The organism is Acidovorax sp. Root70 (assembly GCF_001428225.1).
Classification (GTDB): Bacteria; Pseudomonadota; Gammaproteobacteria; order Burkholderiales; family Burkholderiaceae_C; genus Acidovorax.
In genome coordinates this window covers 63,515-81,469 of record NZ_LMHQ01000009.1, presented here as the reverse complement: position 1 = coordinate 81,469, position 17,955 = coordinate 63,515, and the positions used below count along the sequence as shown (strand labels likewise).

The window sequence follows — 17,955 nt, the reverse complement described above, 5'->3', positions numbered from 1 at the left end:
CTGCTGCGCAGGCGCGTGCGCGGTCAAAGCCGTGGCAGCCGTGCAAGGGCCGCCCGCCGCACGGGCTGCGCCCCCCTTCCCGAAGGGCGAAGCCATTCGAGAGAAGGGGGAAGGCGCGAAGCGACTCAGGGGGATGTACTCCATCTTGTTTCATCCGTGCATGAACTCGGGGGATGCGAGGAACAGCAGGTTCCATTCGCGCGGCGAGGTGGCCTGCGCCAGTGCGTTGCGTGTGGCAGGGGACCAGGTGGGCTCCATGGCGCGCACGTAAGCCGTCTGCGCCAGGGCGGGCGGCATGCGCGGCGCGGCGCGGGGCGCTGCGTCATCGCTTGCTGGCGGGGCGGTCAGAGCGCCTGCCCCCAGGGCCCGCGCCATCTCAAAGCGCGTACTCATCTGCCCCGAGCCCGACCACGACGCAGAGTCGAGCGGGTAGCCATCGGGCGTGACACGGCCATACAAAGGCTCGGCCAGCCGTTGCAGCCAGGCCAGTGCCGGGTCGGTGCTGGGCAGCACAGCGTCGCCATGGGCCAGGCGCAGGCCCGCCAGCGCATAGTGCACCGGGTCCCGAAACCGCTGGCCCAGGGATGCGCGGAACTCTGGGGTGTTGAACAGCGTTTCCAGCACTGCCGCAATGTCGCCGTCGGTGCGCTCAAAGCTGCGGGCCAGGGTCTGCAGCAGCGCGGGCGGCGAGTTGTCTCCCACCAAAAAAAGCGCGATCTTGCGCGTGATGAAGCGCGCGGTGGCAGGCGCGCGGGCCAGGCGGTCCAGCGCTTCGTCCACTTCGGCCAGGCCTTCGGCGCGCAGCGGCTGGCCGAGCAACGTCTTGGGCTCCCAGTCATGCCGCTGGGGGTTGAACTCGAACAGGCCGTCGCGCGCGTAGTGGCGGCGCAGCGCGGGCTTCATGCGCGGTGGCTCGTCGCCCGGCGGCCGCTGCGACACGCCCACGCCGGTCAGCACCCGTGCCAGCTCTTGCACGTCCTGCTGGCTGTAGCCGCCGTCCACGCCCAGCGTGTGCAGCTCCATCAGCTCGCGCGCGTAGTTCTCGTTGATGCGGCCTGCGGCGTTTTGCGCGTTGTCCAGGTTGTGCAGCATGGCCGGGTGGCGCGCGGTGGCGCCCAGCAGGTCGCGAAAGCGGCCCAGTGCGTGGGGGCGAATCGCGCGTTCCTCGTAGTCGCCCACCAAGGCGCGCAGGTTGCCCTTGCCGGCAAACACGTTGAAGTGGTTCATCCAGAACCAGGTCATCTTCTCGAGCAGCTGGGTGGGCGAATAGACCGCGCGCAGCACAAACCGGGCGGCCGCCTCCTGCTGCAGGGCGCGCATGTCCTGCTGCCAGGTCTTGAGCGCGGCCTTGCGCTCGTCTTCGGTAGGCAGGGCCTTGGCGGCGCGGTGGCGGGCTTCCATGTTGGCCGCCAGCGCCTCGATGGGGGTGCGTGAGATGGCCATGGCGTCGATCTGCGCCTGGGCCTCGCGCGGCAGCGGTGCGTTGGCACCCGGGCGCAGCTGGCTTGCCAGGTAGGCACTGATGCCCAAGCCGCCCAGTGCTTGCACGCCCTGACCGGTGCAGCCCCAGGTCACGCGGTCGAGCAGGTGGGCCTGTGTGGGTTCGTCGGTGGACGCCCAGCCGCCTGGGCCTACGGGGTTGGGCGATGCAGGGCGCGCAGCCTGGGTCGAGGGTGCGGCGCCAAAAGCTGCGAAAGCCGCCATGCCCAGCAGCAGGGTGCGGCGGTGGAGTGGCGGGGAGGAGTTGGGGGTCATGGTGCCTCGCTGGCTGCCAACCAATGGCGACCCCCATGGTGCCGCTGCGATCCACCGGGTGCAAGGCGGCGCAGCGGGTTTTACCTGCGCGATACAAACGCCAGCGAGGATGTATCGAGGGGTTTCCCAAAGCGCCCCTGCAGGAGGCGTTTTACCGCGAAGGCGCAGCGCCCGTGGCCTGCGCGGCCTCTTCAAAACGGTCCACCTTGCGCAGGGTCTGGAACGCTAGCATCCAGCCACCCACCACCCCCAGGGTGCACAGTCCTCCCACGATGGCGGCAGGCACCACGCCTAGCCAAGCGGCACTCGTGCCCGCGCGGAACTCGCCCAGCTCGTTGGACGAGCCGATAAAAAGCATGTTTACGGCGTTGACCCGCCCGCGCATAGAGTCGGGCGTGGAGAACTGCACCAGAGCGCCGCGGATGTACACGCTCACCATGTCGGCCGCCCCGGCCAACAGCAGCGCCGCAAACGACAGCCAGAACAGCGTGGACAGCGCGAACACCAGGTTGGCCACACCAAACACCGCCACGGCGATGAACATGGTGCGACCCACATGGCGATTGAAGGGGCGCATGCTCAGGTACAGCCCGGCACTGACCTCGCCCACCGCCATGGCGCTGCGCAACGCGCCCAGGCCTGCCGGGCCCACATGCAGCACCTCTTGTGCGTAAATGGGCAGCAGCGCCACCACGCCGCCCAGCAGCACGGCAAACAAGTCCAGAGAGATGGTGCCCAGAATGATGGGCCGTGTGCGGATGAAGGTGATGCCCGCCCCAAAGCGCTGCAGCATCGTGCCCTGCGCAGGGCCGGGCGCCGTGGCATGGGCCACGACCACGCGCAGCAGCAGCGCCACGCCCAGCACAAAGCAGGCGCAGCAGATGGCATAGGTCAGCTCACCGCCGCCCAGTGCGTACAGCAGCCCGCCCAAGAGTGGTCCGCCAATGCTGGCCACGCGCATCAGCATGCTGTTGGCGGCGATGGCCTGGGCCAGTTGTGCGCGCGGCACGATCTGTGGCAACAGGCTTTGCATGGCCGGGCCTGAGAATGCTCGGGCGCAGCCATACAGCACCAGCACGGCATAAATGCCCGCCACGCCGCTGCTGCCGTGACCCGACAGCCACCACAGCAAGGCGCTGCACACGCCGCCCACCGACCAGGCCAGTGCCAGGATGCGCTTGCGGTCAAAGCGGTCGATCAGGTCGCCCGCTGGCAGCAGCAGGGCCAGCATGGGCAGAAACTGCGCCAGGCCCACATAGGCCAGTGCCAAGGGCTGGCGGGTCAGGTCGTATACCTGCCAGGCCACCACCACAGCCTGCACCTGGGTGGCGACCACGGCCACCACGCGGGCGATCAGGAAGGAAACAAAACCGGCATGGCGGTAGACGTTGGCAGGTTCGGCGGGCGCGGCAACAGCGGCGCTCGGGGTGATGGGCTCGGGGGTGGGCATGGGTGGGGTCAGCGGGTGGGGTGTTCGCCCGATGCGGCGATGCCCCCAAAAGGCGGGAGGCCAGATGCTAGCGTTTGTGGCGCGGGGCTGCTGTCAAGCGCTGGTAAAGCCTTGCTACGGGCGCCCTGAGGGACTGGTCGCCGATGGAGTCAACGGCGCTGTCGGTGCCGGTAGTCCCAGGGCGCCAAGGGCCGCTTGTGGGACCACAGGCCCGCATGCTGCGCCTGTGCGGAGCGCTGCAGGGGCGCCAGGTGTGGGTAGCCGCTGGCGTATGGCGTGTAGACCCAGGCCATGCCCGCGCGCACCTGCGCCGTGGCGACATCGGTGCCCCCGCAGCGCACCTGCGCCACCATGCGCCCGTAGCTGTCTTCATCCACCGGCTGCAGCGTGGCACGCTGGCGAAAGCACAGCTGGGCCAGATGCTGGCGCGACTTGTGGCCAAACGCCTGGCGCGATTCAGGTGCGTCGATGGCGGCGATGCGCACCTTCACCTGCTGGTAGGCGCCGGGCTTGCCGCAGCGGGCGGTGAGGGTGTCGCCGTCGCTGATGGCGACGACCAGGCAAAGCAGGGAGGCGGCGAAGGGCACAGGGGACTTGATGGTGGTAGGCAGGCAGTGGCGGCGATGCTTTTGCAGCAATGGGCTCATTGGGGCCTGATGTGCTACAGCAGCATGCCTTGATAGCTATGAATAGTATAGCATTCGCGAGCTGCAGGAGTGCGGTGGCAGGCAGGCACAGGGGCTGGCACGAGGCGCGTTGTCGCCGCTGAGAACCCGTTCCTGGCACCCGGCACAACGCCGGTCTGTTTTGCTTCAAGGTGTTACCACCCCCCTGTGTGCACGGCATGAAGAATGTGGGGAACCGGGAGCGGTTACTGCCGTCAGACACCCCAGGCGCTGTGACAATGGGGTGCATTGTCCAATGCGCTCGTTTCGCGTTTGCTTAGCGCTTGTTATCGTCGGCACTAGCCACCATCACCCAAGGAGTCCCGGTTTTGCGTTTCCCCTGGTCCACAGAATTCCATGCCCCCCCAACCGCGCTTTTGCGCGCCGCCGCAGTGGCCCTGGCCTGTGGCGCGACCTTGGTCATGGCAGGCTGCACCAGCACGGGGGTCAAGACGTTTGGCGTGCAGGAGAGCTTTGGCTCGGTTGCCACCTATTCGCGCCTGTTTGATGCCACCCCGGCCCAGACCTGCGAGGCCTCGCGCCGCGCGCTGCTCAGCCAGGGCTACGTCATCTCGTCCAGCTCAGCCGATCTGGTCGAGGGCAAGAAGAGCTTCCAGCCCGAGCCCGAATCGCACCTGCAGATGGTGGTGCGTGTGGTGTGTGTGCCCGAGGCCAACGATGGCAAGGTCAGCCTGGGCTTTGTCACCGCCACGCAGGACACCTACGCATTGCGCAAGACCAACAACTCGGCCAGCGTGGGCGTGGGCGCCATTGGCTCGGTGTCGCTGCCGTTTTCGTCCAGCAGCGAGTCGCTGGTCAAGGTCGGCAGCGAGACCATCGCCAAAGACACCTTCTACGACAGCTTTTTTGACCTGGTCAAACGCTACCTGGTCATCGACCAGGCCCTGGCGGACTGATCGCCAGGGGCGTCGCCGGCTTCTTCGCTCGTCGCATCCCCGTCATCAGGCGGCGCGCCAGCGTTGTACCCAGGCCCATCCTTCTGCCCAGTCGCCCAGATTGCTGTCGGCATTGATGTGCCCTTTGGCTCCCAGGTCCACCTGCTGAGCACCCCAGGCGGCTGCGCAGTGCGCCGAGAAGGACGGTGTGGAATACGGATCGTCGCTGCTGCTCACCAGCACGGTTTGGCGCGCGGGCTGACCCGGTGCGGTCAGTGCGGCAGGCACTGGGGCGAAGCCTTTGGCATCCGCTGGAAAGTGGGGGCCATCAGGGTCGGGCACGGCCACCAGCAGCAGGGCATGCACGGCGGCCAACGAGCCGGCGGCCCACCGCGCCAGCGCGAGGCACCCCAGGCTGTGGGCCACCACGATCGGGGGCTGACCTGCTGCGTGGATGGCCGCGTCAATGGCCTGCACCCAGGCCTCGCATTGCGGGTGCGCCCAATCGTCCTGCTCCACGCGCGCGACGCCTGCGTGCTGGGTTTGCCACAATGATTGCCAATGGCGAGGGCCGGAGTTATAGATGCCGGGAACAAGCAAAACAGGTCTCATCGTCAGAATTCCTTTGGGTCAAAAAAGCAGTGGTGTCACTGCCTGCCAACGATAGGTGCAGGGCCTGTGGATGGGCAGGGGGCATCATCGGAAAGTGGCCCTCCAAACCTTGAAGTCATCGCAAAGGGAGCATTGCACCGTGGAGCTGGGCAAAAAAGACCGACAGATCCTCATGGCGCTGCAGGCCGATGCTCGCCAGAGCCTGTCTGCGTTGGGCAAGCAGATCGGCCTGTCGCAGCCTGCGATGAGCGAGCGCGTCAAAAAACTCGAAGACGCTGGAGTGATCGTGGGCTACCAGGCCCGCATCGACCTGGCTGCTGCTGGCCTGGGCTTGCAGGCTGTGGTGCGGGTGCGCACCACGCATGAACACATCCAGCGCTATGTGCAGCTGTTTCAGACCATGCCAGAGGTGCTGGACGCCGTGCGCGTGACGGGCGAGGACTGCTTTGTGGTGCGCTGCGCATTTGGTCGGCCTGCGGATCTGGAGCGCGTGGTGGATGCCCTGGCGGCGTTTGGCAGCGTGTCTACATCCTTGGTGCTATCGCACCCTGTGAGCAAGGTGGTACCGCTGGCATGACGCGGCGGGTCAGCAGGGCCTGTCTGCGTGTGACCCGCTCGCAGTAGCCGTGCTCAACGGCAGACCCTGTAGCGCAACTCCGCAAACACCCCACCCAGCGTGGTCACCGACTGCAGCTGCAGCGGCGGCTGCACCACGCGGCGCGGAAACAGCGGCGTGCCCACGCCCAGCGTGACGGGCGCGATCTGCACGATCAGTTCGTCCAGCAGGCCTGCGTCATGGAACTGACCGACCAGGTCACCCCCACCCACCACCCACACATTGCGTCCCGCTGCGGCATGCACCATGGCCTGTTGCACGGGCTGTACATCGCCATGCACAAATCGCACATCGGCACCCGGGATGGCGCGCAGCGTGCGCGAGCTGAACACCCAGGTCGGTTGCGTGTACGGCCAGGGTTGGCCCGCATCGATGGCGTGTTTCAACATCCATTCGTACGTGTGCGATCCCATGGCCAGCGCGCCCACGTCGCGGATGAAAGCTGGGTAACTGGAGCCCTCAATCTCGCCAAACTGCAGCAGCCAGCCGAGGTCATGGTCGGGCGTTGCGAGGAAGCCGTCCAGGCTGGAGGCTCCGTAGAACTGTGTGGTCATGCGCTCTTCTTCGGGTCGTGATGGGAACCTGGGAATGTGCAGGGCGCTGGTGACAGCGTACTGGCAGCAATGGTGCACCGCGTCGGCGTTGGATGCGGATTTCAACGCTGTGGAGCCCTTCGGTCGCGCGAGCACGCGAGTGCGCGAGTAGCGATGTGGGGGTCGTTCATGCGTTATTTTAAAAATTGTATTTAGACAATTAATAGTCGTATTTGACAATAATTGCCGAAAAATTGAGACTGCATGCACCGCCACACAGAGCCCATGCAGCCATGAAACGACTGACCGAATACACGAGTTACGCCGATGCCCAGACCCACTTCGCGCCTGAGCGTTTGTGGGATCTGTTTGATGGAAACCGGAGTGCTTTCAACATTGCCCATGAGTGCGTGGACCGCCATGCCGGTGCAGGCCGCGATGCCGTGATCGTCTGCCGTGCCGACGGCGTGGACGAGACCATCACCTTTGACGAACTCTCGCGGGATTCCGCCCGGTTTGCGCACTTTCTGGAGCGCAAGGGCGTGCGGCGCGGCGACCGCGTGGCGATCATGCTGGAGCCCTCGCGGGCCTTCTATACCGCCATGTTCGGTGTGATCAAGCGGGGTGCGATTGCCGTGCCGCTGTTCACCCTGTTTGGCCCCGATGGTGTGCGCCTGCGGGTGGGCGACTGCAAGCCCAGCCTGCTGGTCACCAACGAAGAAAAACGCGAAGTGGTGGCAGGTCTCGCCACCACGCCGTTCGAGGTGTTTGACGAAGCCCTGTGGCGCCAACTGGAGGCGCTGCCGTCCACCTACACGGTCAGTTCGCAGCCCGATGACCTGGCGGTTTTTCAATACACCTCCGGCACCACCCGCGAGTTGCCCGAGGCCGTCAAGCACACCCACAAGGCCCTGGTCACGCTGATGGTGGCCGCGCTGTACGGTACGGGCTTGCGCCCTGGCGACCGCTTCATGTGCCCTTCGTCGCCCGCCTGGGGGCATGGCCTGTGGCACGGCACGCTGGCACCGCTGGCGCTGGGCCTGACCATCGGCAGCTACAGCGGCCGGTTCAATGCCGAGCGGCTGTTGCAGGCGCTGTCAGTCCACCAGTTCACCAACATGTCGGCCGCTGCCACGCACTACCGCATGATGAAGAACTGCGGCAAGGCGGGCGACTACCGCTACCACTTCACCAAGCTGTCGTTCACTGGCGAGCCCATCGACGACGACACGGCCGACTTTGTGCACGAGCGCTTTGGCCTGCCGGTGTGCAGCATGTATGGCACCACCGAGATTGGCGTGGTGCTGGTGAGCTACCCGGGGGCGAGCGACTTCCCGGTCAAGCGCGGCTCGCTGGGCAAGGCCGTGCCGGGCACGCGGGTCGAGGTGCATGACGCCCACGGCAACATCTGCCCGCCCGGCACGACGGGGCAGCTCATGGTGCTCCGCCGGGGCCAGTGGATACCCACCAAGGACCTGGGGCGCACCGACGAAGACGGCTACTTCTTCCATGGTGGCCGCGCTGACGACGTGATCATTTCCGCCGGCTGGACCATGAGTGCGGTGGAGATCGAGAACGTGATCCTCATGCACGAAGACGTGCTCGAAGCCGCCGTGATCGGTGTGCCCGATGCACTGCGCGGCCAGGTCGTCAAGGCCTTCATCGTGTCAGGCCGCGAGCGCAGCGAGGGCTTTGTCGAAGAGGTACAGAGCCTCGTCAAGACCAAGCTCAGCCAGCACGAATACCCGCGCCACATCGCGTTCGTGGCAGAGCTGCCCAAAACCCCCGCCGGCAAGGTGCACCGCAAGGTGCTGCGCGAGCGCGAGGCAGTGGCCTGCGCCTGACCCATTTCGTTCTCCCTCCCTGCTTTTTGCATCCCTCTTTCTCGGTTCCCCTCATCCACTACCAAGGAGACTTCACCATGTCCAGCAGCCAGCAGCGCAGCTTTCCCAAAATCACCGACAGCGGCCTTGACGAATTGCGCGAACGCATCGGCATCAAGATCGGCCAGACGGCCGAGCCCTGGTGCCACGAGGCCACGCGCGACAACATCCGCCACTACGCGCACGGCATTGGCGACGACAACCCGCTGTGGTGCGACCCGGACTATGCGGCCAAGAGTCACTATGGCGGCATCGTGGCCCTGCCGAGCTTTCTGTTTGCCACCAGCCGCATCGTGTCGGGCTATGTGGGCGGACTGCCGGGTGTGCACGCCATGTGGTCGGGCGCGGACTGGACCTGGCACAAGCCCATCCGCCGCAACGACGTGATCTCCACCGAAGCCTCGCTCAAGGACCTGATCGAGCACCAGACCCGTTTTGCCGGCCGCGCCATCCAGCAGATCTACCATGTGGACTTCTTCAACCAGGAGGGCGACAAGGTGGCCGAGGCCGACAGCTGGTGCTTTCGCACCGAGCGCGACCATGCGCGAGAGCAGGGCAGCAAATACCTCAACGTACGCGAACGCGGTCCCCGCCAGTACACGGACGAAGAGCTGAACGAGGCCTACAAGCTCTACCGCAACGAGGAAGTGCGTGGCGCAGTGCCTCGTTACTGGGAGGACGTGAACGTGGGCGACCAGCTGCCCACCATGTTCAAGGGGCCGATGACCGTGACCGGCTTCATCGCCTATGCGCAGGGCTGGGGCGGTCTGTACATCCGCGCCAACAAGCTGGCGTGGAAGCTGATCGACGCGCACCCCGGCGTAGGCATCAAGAACCGCTTCGGCATCCCTGACGTGCCAGAGCGCGTGCACTGGGAGGAAGACTTTGCGCTGGAAGTGGGCGCACCAGGTGCTTACGACTACGGCCCGGAGCGCACCTCGTGGCTCACGCACCACCTCACGAACTGGATGGGCGACACGGGCTTTCTGCACAAGGCCAGTTGCAAGATCCGCCGCCACAATCCCGAGGGCGACATGCTGTTCATCAAAGGCAAGGTCACCCGCAAGTTCGTGGAGAACGGCCAGCACCTGGTCGAGATCGAACAGGAGGCGCACAACCAGGACGGCGAGCTGTCGGTGCTCGGCGGTGGCGTGGTGGTGTTGCCCAGCCGCGGGTGAAGATCAGCATGACTAGCTTCAGCGCCACGGCGCTGGAGGGCCTGCGGGTGGTGGACCTCACCCGCGTGCTCGCAGGCCCCCTTTGCACCCAGATGCTCGCTGACAACGGCGCCCAGGTGGTCAAGATCGAACCGCCTGGTGGCGACGAGACGCGGCACCTGGGGCCGCCATACGACGAGATGGGGCACTCCGCGTACTTTGCCGCGCTCAACCGGGGCAAAAAGGCCATCAGCCTGGACCTGAGCCAGAGCGATGCACAGGAGGTGCTGCACCGCCTGCTGCAGGACGCCGATGTGCTGGTGGAGAACTTCCTGCCCGGCACCATGGAGAAATGGGGCCTGGGCTACGAAGACGTGCTGGCCCCGCGCTACCCGCGCCTCATCTACTGCGCCATCTCGGGCTTTGGCCGCGATGGGCCGCTGGGCGGGCTGCCGGGCTACGACGCGGTGCTGCAGGCGCAGTGCGGGCTGATGAGCATCAACGGCGAATCGGCCACCGGTGCCACGCGCATGGGCATCCCCATCGTGGACCACCTCACGGGGTATGTGGCACTCACGGGCATCCTCATGGCCCTGTGCAGCCGGCACCAAAGCGGCGCGGGGCAGCGGGTGGAGGCCACCCTGTACGACACGGCGTTGAGCCTGCTGCTGCCCCATGCGTCGAACTGGTTTGCGTCCAAGAAGACACCGGGCTTGCTGGGCAGCGCGCACCCCAACATCGCGCCGTATGACAAGTTCAGGGCGCGCGACGGCCATGTGTTCATCGGCATCCTGAACGATGGCCAGTTCCGCCGGTTCGGCCAGCACATTGGGTGTGCGAGCCTGCCGGACGACCCGAGGTTCCACACCAACGCAGACCGCATCGAGCACCGCCAGGCGCTCAAGGACATCATCGAGGCCGCCATTGCCACCGCAGACTGCGAGCCGCTGTGCGAGGCGCTGATGCGTGTGGGTGTACCTGCCGGGGTGGTGAACGATGTGCCGCAGGCGCTGGCTCAGGCGCACTGCGCGCACCGCCAGATGGTGATTCGGCAGGGCCCGTTCACGGCGCTGCGCGGCCCGGCGCGGCTGTACGGCACCCCGGCCCTGCCAGGGGCTCCGCCACCGGACTTCAGCCAGCATGCCGACGAGGTGCTGGCCGATCTCGGATTCAATGACGCCCAGAGGCGCGACTTGTACAGCCGGGGTATTGCCCGCACTCGCCCGCTCTGATTTGCAGATCACAAAAAAGATAGGAGACAAGCATGCGAACCATCGCTGCCATCATGACTGCTGCCGGTTTGATTGCGACCGCTGCGGCGACCCATGCACAGGCCCCGCAGCCCCCTTACCCCATCAAACCCATCAGGGTCATCGTGGCCTACGCCGCCGGCCAGGGCACCGATGTGGCGACCCGGCTGCTGGGCGAGCAGCTCTCCCGAGAGCTGGGTCAGCCCTTTGTCGTGGAGAACAAGGCCGGCGCCGGCGGCATCCTGGGGACCGAGCTGGCGGCACAGGCTGCCGGGGACGGCTACACCCTGACCATGGGGACCAATGCGACCCATGTCCTGAACCAGTACCTCTATGCCAAGATGCCGTTCGACCCCGAGAAGGACTTCGAGCCCATCGCCATGGTGGGCACCTTTCCGATGGTGCTCGCTGCGGGCGCCGCCACCCCGTACCGTGCGGTCGGCGACGTGCTGGATGCCGTCAAACGCACGCCCGGGTCCAGCGACATCGCCATGCCCAGTACCTCGGCGCGCCTGGTGCTCGAATTCTTGAAAGAGCGCTCGGGGGCCCCGCTTTTTGGTATCCCGTACAAGGGCTCGGGCAGCGCCATGACCGATGTGCTCGGCGGTCAGCTTGCGGTGACGATCGACACCCCGCTGGCACTGCGCCCCCACCTGGCGGCCGGCAAGCTGCGTGCCATCGGCGTCACGTCGGCCACACCCAGCAGTCTGGTGCCGGGGGTCAAGCCCGTGGCCGAACAAGGGTATCCCGGCTTCGAGTTTGTTGCCTGGAATGCGCTCTACGCCCCCAAGGGCACGCCGGCCGAAATCACCCGGGTGCTCAATGCGGCGGTCAACAAGGTGCTGGCCAAGCCCGAGGTGCGCCAGCGTCTGCTGGATCTGGGGTTTGAGCCCGCAGGGGGAAGCGCTGCGTACCTGGGGGTCTTCGCCAAAAAGGAGCGGCAGCGCTGGGCGCCCATCATCAAGGCGGCCGGTATCCGCGCGGACTGAAGGCCCAGCCCTTCAAGAGCCCGTTTGGAACGTGCCGGGGAACAGATTCCCCGGCACTTCGATGGTGGCAGGTGCATAGCGCAGCCGGGCACGCATCAGCGGGGTGGTCCCGGTCTGGCCACGCTCCTCGCTCCAGGCCTCGATGGCAACGCAGGCATCCTGGTCGCTGCAGGACAGCAGATGGCCCGTGAACGTGACACATTGCCCCAGCCGGGGTCGGGCCAGCAGTACCACATCGGACAGACCCACCAGGGCCACCGGCGCCGCAAAATGCTGGCCGGGCAGCACGGCGCCCGCCAAGTCCATCTGGGCCAGCAGCCAGCCCGTGGGCACCTGGCCGCTGGCGTCGATGTGGGCGGGCATGGTCATGGTTTTGAGCAGGGTGTGCGGCACGGCGGTGCGGGGCTCTTGCATGGTTCAGCTCCCTCTCAGCAGGCGCGACAGCTCGGCCGCCTCCCGCTGCATCACCTGGGCCAGTTGCTGCACCACCGCAGCGCCCATCTGGCTGCTGAGCCCCACCACCACCAGCGTATGCACCAGCCGCCCCCCCGGGGCAAACACCGGCACGGCCACCACGGTGATGCCTGCCATGAAGTTGTCGCGGTCCAGGCTCCAGCCCCGGGACCGCGTCAGCTCGACCTCCTTCTTCCAGGTGGTGTACGTGGGGGCCTTGTCCCACACCACGTGGGCAAATTTCTCTTTCAGCACGGGCCAGGGTTCACCGCTGTAGGCGGCAATCAGCCGCCCCGTGGCGCTGACCAGCGTGTCGAACTGGCTGCCCACGTCGGTATGCACGCGAAACGGCTGGCTGGAGCGTGACAGCGCCAGCACCATCACCGTTTGCCGCGCGGTGATCTCCACGCCCATGGCCGTCACGCCAAACTGCGCGGCCAGGCGGTCGAGCACCGGCTGCACGAGCTGCGTGAAGCCGCCGCCCTCCAGCACGCTGCGCGCCAGGCTGATCATGCCGGTGCCCAGCGCGTAGCGCTTGGTGCCCGCGTCGAGGGTGACCAGGTCCTCGGCCACCAGCACCCGCAGGATGTGCAGGCAGGTGCTCGGCACCAGGTGCAGGGCCTCGGCCACGGTCTTCAATGTGAGCGGCTGTTTGTGTTCCCCCAGCAGCCGCAGGATGGCGATGGAACGTGTCACGGCGGGCACGGGCCGCACGCGCATGCCCTTCGCGGGCTTGGCTTCTGCAGGTTGCGGGGCGGGCTTGGAGCGGGTGACCATGTGGGTGTGCTTGGGCTTCAAACCCGCAAGCGTAAACCCATTTACGGCTGCATCGGCCGCCGTGCTGCGTTGCGGCTGGGCCCCGAACAAGGCCATCAGGCTGTGGTGGGCTGGAATGTCCAAGGCGTTCTCCTTGTCTGGGTACAAAGAAATTTCAGCGGCAATGGAACGGTCTGGGGATTGGGTGGAGTGGCAGACCGGCCTTGTCTCAGGGCTTCATGGCCTTCAGGAGGGCATGGGCCGTGAGTACCAGGCTCTCGCCTGTGCGCAACTCGCCCCGCATGAAGACCAGGCTGGCGGTGCGCTGTATCACTTCGGCCCGTGCCTCGACAAACTGGCCGGCCCGCACCGGGCTCACAAAGTGGGAGTCCAGCTGCAGCGTGACGCAGGGAGCACGATCACAGGCCTCCCAGGCCACTGCGCTCAGTGCATGGTCCATCAGGGTCATCAGGGCGCCGCCATGGCCCGCCCCCGCTGGGTTGAGGTGCTGGGGCCCGACCGCAAAGCCGTAGGCCCAGCCGTGCTCCTCCCGCTTGGCCCACAGCGGCCCTGCATGCTGGATGAAACCGGGCAGGCTGCGGGCCTTCCAGCCCGCGGCTGGGGGAGAGGGGGTATCAAGCAATGGGGTCTCCTCACATCTATCGTTGCGGCAGATGCAAGGAAAATTGTACATTTAAACTTAAATTGTCTTAGTACAAAAAACTATCGATGATGTGCAGGCCCGCCCGGTGGGCCCCACCACGGGTGCTGGGCGCAAAGCCAGGCACTGCTCCCATGACGTGGCCTGGACGCAAGAGTCGCCGCCACGGGTCTCCTGTGGAACGGCACTCCATCGGACAAACAGGCAGGAATCCGCAGACAGTGCCGCAGCCCGGCAAGGCGCATCCACAACGCCATGCGTGGGAAGGCACGCCGCATCAGGGCAGCTGCACCGTCTCGGCCAGGTGCCCGTACACCGTCGCAATGCGCCGCAGGTGCCGCGACTCCGGGTGGGTCAGCAGCCACAGCTCGGTTTCGCCATCGGCCAGCGAGCCCGTGAGTGGGCGCAGGTCGCTGCGGCCCTGGACCAGAAAGAGGGGCAGCACCCCCACGCCCATGCCCAGGGCCACCAGCTCCATCACGGTGAGCAGGCTGTTCACGCGGTAGGTGGGCTGGGCCCTGGGGTATTGCTTTTTGCGCCAGCGCACCGAGGGGTGGTCGGGCAGGGCGTCGTCGGGCGCAATCCAGGCGGCGCGGCCGGCCTCCACGTCCGACAGGGCCAGCGGGCTGGCGGTGCCTGCGTACAGGGCCGAGCGGATCATGCCCAGCTGCCGCCCCACCAAGTGCTGCGGCGGGCGCTTGGTGGCGCGCACGGCGATGTCGGTGTCGCGCCGCGTCAGGCTCACCAGCTCGTTGCCGGCGTGCAGCTCGTACACCAGGGCCGGGTGCCGGGGCTGCAACAGCTGCAGGGCGGGGGCGATGAGGCCGTGCAGGATGGTGTCGGTGGTGGAGATGCGCACCGTGCCCGACACCCGTTCGGGCTGTGCCTGCGCGGCAGAGCGGGCGGCCTCCAGGGCGGCTTCCACACGCTCGGCCTGCTCGGCCAGGGCCTGGGCCAGTTCCGACGGACGGTAGCCCGCGCGTGACCGGTCGAACAGCGACTGGCCCAGCCCCCGCTCAATGCGCTGGATGGCGCGAAACACCGTGGACGCGTCCACACCCAGCCGCTCACCGGCGGCGGCCAGGGTGCCGGTGCGCGCCATGGCCAGCAGCACTTCCAACTCGGCGGCGCCCAGTTGGTATTGCGCTGATGCAACGGTTGATTTCATGGTCGCTTATTTTGTTTGCATTGTTGCAAGCATAGATTCTGCCTGTCGCTGGCCGTTGCTGTGTACCGATGGGTATCCGTGGGTGCCGAGGAGCGACATATTCCAACCCTTTTTACAGAAAGCCCCGTTCCCATGAAGCTCTACTACGCCCCCGGTGCCTGCTCGCTCGCCGTCCACATGGCCCTGCGCGAGGTCGGCGTTCCGTTCGATCTGGTCAAGGTGGACCTGGTGCACCACACCACAGAGATCGGTGCCAGCTACCTCGACATTGCCCCGCGCGGCTATGTGCCCCTGCTGGAGCTGGCCGACCAGTCGCGCCACACCGAAGCAGCGGCGCTGCTGCAGTACGTGGCCGACCTGGACCCGGCGCGCGCATTCATCGGACAGCCCGGTTCCAGCGAGCGGCTGGCCGTGCTGGAGTGGCTCACCTTCGTCAGCACCGAACTGCACAAGGGCTTCAGCCCCTGGCTGTGGCACAAGGAGACGGCCGACTCCACGCGCCAGGCCGTCAAGGCCAAACTGGCCGTGCGTTTTGCCGAGATGGACGCCGTGCTGTCGCGCAGCGACTTTCTGGCGGGCCGCTACAGCGTGGCCGATGCCTATGGCTTCACCATCGTCAACTGGTCGAACCTGCTGGGCATCCCTCTCACCGCCTACCCGCACCTGCAGGCCTGGATGGCACGCGTGGCGGCGCGCCCGCAGGTGCAGGCTGCGCTGCGCGCCGAGGGGTTGCTGTCGTGATGGCCCAGACCACAGCGCCCGCTGCGCTCACTCTGGTCTCGCACGCGCTGTGCCCCTATGTGCAGCGCGTGGCCATCGTGCTGCACGAAAAGGGCCTGGCGTTTGAGCGCCGCACCATCGACCTGGCCCGCAAGCCCGACTGGTTTCTGGCGATCTCGCCGCTGGGCAAGACTCCGGTCTTGCAGGTGCGCGGCCAGAGCCTGTTTGAGTCGGCCGTGATCTGCGAATACCTGGACGAGGTGGCCATGCCCGTGCTGCACCCGCAAGACCCGCTGCAGCGCGCGCGCCACCGGGCGTGGATGGAGTTTGGCTCTGCGGTGCTGAACACCATCGGCGCCTTCTACGCCGCGCCCGATGAGGCCGCGGTGCAGGCCCGCGCGCAAGACCTGCGCAGCCGCTTTGTGCAGATCGAAGAGGCGCTGGGCCAGCGCAGCGCGCCGGGGCCGTACTTTGCAGGGCTGCACTTTGGCATGGTGGATGTGGTGTTCGGCCCGGTGTTCCGGTACTTCGACGTCATCGACACCTTGCCGGGCATGGATGACCTGGCGCTTTGGCAAGGCTTGCCGCTGGTGCAGCAGTGGCGTGCGGCGCTGGCGGTGCGCCCTTCGGTGCAGCAGGCCGTGGGCACGGACTATGCCGAGGGCTTGCGCGCATTTTTGCGTGCGCGTGGCTCTGCCCTGTCGCTGCGCATGCAGGCAGTGGCCGCCTAAGCCCTGCACGCCTAACAACTCAATCCGCCCAGGTGCCCGGTGCCAGCCCGTCCAGCGTGTACGGCCCGATGGCTGCGCGGATCAGCCGCAGCGTGGGGTGGCCCACGGCGGCCGTCATGCGGCGCACCTGGCGGTTGCGGCCTTCGCGGATGATGAGTTCGATCCAGGTGGTGGGGATGGCTTTGCGCTCGCGGATGGGTGGGGTGCGGTCCCACACTTGGGGTGCGGGCTCCAGCAGCCGTGCGCGGGCGGGCAGGGTGGGGCCGTCATTCAGCACCACGCCGCTGCGCAGCGCGGCCAGCGCAGCCTCATTGGGGATGCCCTCCACCTGCACCCAGTAGGTCTTCTCCATCTTGAAGCGCGGGTCGGCAATGCGGGCCTGTTGCTTGCCGTCGTTGGTCAGCAGCAGCAGCCCTTCGCTGTCGGCGTCCAGCCGCCCGGCCACGTACACGCCGGGCAGGTCGATGTAGTCCTTCAGGCCCTGCCACTTGCCCTCGGGCGTGAACTGGCTCAGCACGCCGTAGGGTTTGTTGAAGCGGATCAAGCGCGGTGTCATGGGGTTGGTTTCAAGCAAAAAGGGCCGGATGCGCCAGTGCAATATGCGCTGGATGCTATCAAATGCATAGTAATGAAGCCCGGCACCATCAGGCCGGCACGAACAGCGCCGGGTCCACCATGGTGCGGTTCAGCATCACGCCCCAGTGCAGGTGCGGGCCGGTCACGCGGCCGGTGGCGCCCACCTTGCAGAACGCGTCGCCGGCCTGCAGCACATCGCCCACGCGCACGTCCATGCTGCTCAGGTGGCAGTACATCGTCAGCAGGCCCTGGCCGTGGTCCAGCCACACCGTGCCGCCGTTGAAGAAGTAGTCGCCCACGTCAATCACCCGGCCCGGCAGCGGCGCCACGATGGGCGTGCCGGTGGCGGCGGCAATGTCCATGCCGCTGTGCGGATTGCGCGGCTGGCCGTTGAACACGCGGCGCAGCCCGAACGAGCTGGACCGCCGCCCCGGCACGGGCACGCGCATGCGCAGCGATGCCAGCGCCACGCCCGCGGGCTGTTCGGTGAAGGTGGTCATTACCTGGGCCTGGTGGTCGCGCTCACGCTCGTAGCGGGCCTGGTCCTCGGGCGACAGGTCCACCGTGCGGGGCGATACCTTGAGGTGCTGCTCCTTGTACTGCTTGGGGGCCACGCTGTAGTGCACCAGGCGCGGGCTGCCGCCGCCCTCGGGCAGCACGCTGATGAAGGCATCGCCGGGCGCTGCCGCCAGCGGTATGCCCACGATGGCCGTCCACTCAATGGCATCGCCCACCACGCGCAGCGGCACATCCACCTCGCCCTGGCGCAACTGCGCCACCGGCCGCGTGGCCGCCGGGCCCAGCGACAGCCGCGCCACGCCCCCCGGCACCTGCAGCGCCTGGGGCCACACAGTGGGCGCGGGTGGCAAGGGCTTGGCGTGCAGGGGCGCCACCAGGGCAGGCTGCGCCAGCAGGCCCGCCGTGCCGATCAAGGCGCTGCGGCGGGTGACGGAGAGGGCGGGGCGGAGGGGAGCAGGGCGGGCAGATTCAGGCACGGCGGAGAAGGGCGAGAACAAAAAACAAAGAGGCAGCGCGAGGGGGTGTAGCGATGGACAAAGCGCACCGCTGTCTTGGCCGACAAGGG

At 66.9% G+C, this 17,955-nt stretch carries 19 protein-coding genes; 8 read left to right on the top strand and 11 right to left on the bottom strand.

Annotation, left to right across the window (positions count from 1 at the left end):
* Window positions 1-150: 150 nt before the first annotated feature.
* The 3 genes from ASD94_RS06740 to ASD94_RS06730 form a co-directional block, all read right to left on the bottom strand.
* Entirely contained in the window at window positions 151-1,755 is a 1,605-nt protein-coding gene (locus tag ASD94_RS06740) for a DUF1800 domain-containing protein (RefSeq protein ID WP_056640350.1), read from the bottom strand.
* A 151-nt stretch (window positions 1,756-1,906) separates the two neighbouring features.
* Window positions 1,907-3,205, bottom strand: coding sequence for an MFS transporter (locus tag ASD94_RS06735; protein WP_056640347.1), 1,299 nt, complete (start codon window positions 3,203-3,205; stop codon window positions 1,907-1,909).
* 149 nt (window positions 3,206-3,354) lie between these two features.
* Window positions 3,355-3,852 carry a thermonuclease family protein gene (locus ASD94_RS06730; RefSeq protein WP_369818044.1) on the bottom strand — a complete coding sequence of 166 codons (498 nt, stop codon included), beginning with the start codon at window positions 3,850-3,852 and terminating at the stop codon, window positions 3,355-3,357.
* Between the two features lie 440 nt (window positions 3,853-4,292).
* On the opposite strand from ASD94_RS06730, the gene ASD94_RS06725 reads away from it, so the two are divergent.
* Window positions 4,293-4,787: a DUF2242 domain-containing protein gene (locus tag ASD94_RS06725; protein WP_056640425.1), complete on the top strand. Its 495-nt coding sequence runs from the start codon at window positions 4,293-4,295 to the stop codon at window positions 4,785-4,787.
* A 45-nt stretch (window positions 4,788-4,832) separates the two neighbouring features.
* On the opposite strand, the gene ASD94_RS06720 is transcribed toward ASD94_RS06725, so the two are convergent.
* Window positions 4,833-5,378, bottom strand: coding sequence for an alpha/beta hydrolase (locus tag ASD94_RS06720; protein WP_056640344.1), 546 nt, complete (start codon window positions 5,376-5,378; stop codon window positions 4,833-4,835).
* A gap of 139 nt (window positions 5,379-5,517) precedes the next feature.
* Between ASD94_RS06720 and ASD94_RS06715 the strand changes: the two genes are divergently transcribed.
* Window positions 5,518-5,955: an Lrp/AsnC family transcriptional regulator gene (locus ASD94_RS06715; RefSeq protein ID WP_056640342.1), complete on the top strand. Its 438-nt coding sequence runs from the start codon at window positions 5,518-5,520 to the stop codon at window positions 5,953-5,955.
* A 53-nt stretch (window positions 5,956-6,008) separates the two neighbouring features.
* On the opposite strand, the gene ASD94_RS06710 is transcribed toward ASD94_RS06715, so the two are convergent.
* Entirely contained in the window at window positions 6,009-6,548 is a 540-nt protein-coding gene (locus tag ASD94_RS06710) for a dihydrofolate reductase family protein (RefSeq protein ID WP_056640339.1), read from the bottom strand.
* A gap of 272 nt (window positions 6,549-6,820) precedes the next feature.
* Between ASD94_RS06710 and ASD94_RS06705 the strand changes: the two genes are divergently transcribed.
* From ASD94_RS06705 to ASD94_RS06690, 4 genes are all read left to right on the top strand, one after another.
* Window positions 6,821-8,371, top strand: coding sequence for an acyl-CoA synthetase (locus ASD94_RS06705; protein WP_056640336.1), 1,551 nt, complete (start codon window positions 6,821-6,823; stop codon window positions 8,369-8,371).
* Window positions 8,372-8,448: 77 nt separating this feature from the next.
* Window positions 8,449-9,588, top strand: coding sequence for a MaoC family dehydratase N-terminal domain-containing protein (locus tag ASD94_RS06700; RefSeq protein ID WP_056640333.1), 1,140 nt, complete (start codon window positions 8,449-8,451; stop codon window positions 9,586-9,588).
* A gap of 8 nt (window positions 9,589-9,596) precedes the next feature.
* Window positions 9,597-10,799, top strand: coding sequence for a CaiB/BaiF CoA-transferase family protein (locus ASD94_RS06695; RefSeq protein ID WP_056640422.1), 1,203 nt, complete (start codon window positions 9,597-9,599; stop codon window positions 10,797-10,799).
* Window positions 10,800-10,831: 32 nt separating this feature from the next.
* Window positions 10,832-11,806, top strand: coding sequence for a tripartite tricarboxylate transporter substrate binding protein (locus ASD94_RS06690; RefSeq protein WP_056640330.1), 975 nt, complete (start codon window positions 10,832-10,834; stop codon window positions 11,804-11,806).
* Window positions 11,807-11,818: 12 nt separating this feature from the next.
* Here ASD94_RS06690 and ASD94_RS06685 read toward each other — a convergent pair whose 3' ends face one another.
* The 4 genes from ASD94_RS06685 to ASD94_RS06670 form a co-directional block, all read right to left on the bottom strand.
* Entirely contained in the window at window positions 11,819-12,220 is a 402-nt protein-coding gene (locus ASD94_RS06685; protein WP_056640327.1) for a hypothetical protein, read from the bottom strand.
* Between the two features lie 3 nt (window positions 12,221-12,223).
* Window positions 12,224-13,159, bottom strand: coding sequence for an IclR family transcriptional regulator (locus ASD94_RS06680; RefSeq protein WP_369818043.1), 936 nt, complete (start codon window positions 13,157-13,159; stop codon window positions 12,224-12,226).
* Window positions 13,160-13,244: 85 nt separating this feature from the next.
* A complete protein-coding gene (locus ASD94_RS06675) occupies window positions 13,245-13,658 on the bottom strand; it encodes a PaaI family thioesterase (RefSeq protein WP_056640325.1) in 414 nt (137 codons plus the stop codon).
* Between the two features lie 295 nt (window positions 13,659-13,953).
* The gene (locus ASD94_RS06670; protein ID WP_056640322.1) at window positions 13,954-14,844 is read right to left on the bottom strand and encodes a LysR family transcriptional regulator; all 891 of its coding nucleotides are present in this window, start codon (window positions 14,842-14,844) and stop codon (window positions 13,954-13,956) included.
* Window positions 14,845-14,976: 132 nt separating this feature from the next.
* Between ASD94_RS06670 and gstA the strand changes: the two genes are divergently transcribed.
* Both gstA and ASD94_RS06660 read left to right on the top strand, forming a co-directional pair.
* Window positions 14,977-15,585, top strand: a complete 609-nt coding sequence (gene gstA / locus ASD94_RS06665) for a glutathione transferase GstA (RefSeq protein ID WP_056640319.1) — start codon at window positions 14,977-14,979, stop codon at window positions 15,583-15,585.
* Window positions 15,585-16,295: a glutathione S-transferase family protein gene (locus ASD94_RS06660; protein ID WP_056640317.1), complete on the top strand. Its 711-nt coding sequence runs from the start codon at window positions 15,585-15,587 to the stop codon at window positions 16,293-16,295. The genes gstA and ASD94_RS06660 overlap by 1 nt, the downstream gene beginning before the upstream one ends.
* Before the next feature lie 19 nt (window positions 16,296-16,314).
* On the opposite strand, the gene ASD94_RS06655 is transcribed toward ASD94_RS06660, so the two are convergent.
* On the bottom strand, window positions 16,315-16,851 hold the full coding sequence (locus ASD94_RS06655) for a pseudouridine synthase (protein ID WP_056640312.1): 537 nt from the start codon (window positions 16,849-16,851) through the stop codon (window positions 16,315-16,317).
* Between the two features lie 88 nt (window positions 16,852-16,939).
* Window positions 16,940-17,866, bottom strand: coding sequence for a M23 family metallopeptidase (locus ASD94_RS06650; RefSeq protein ID WP_082576790.1), 927 nt, complete (start codon window positions 17,864-17,866; stop codon window positions 16,940-16,942).
* Window positions 17,867-17,955: the final 89 nt, after the last annotated feature.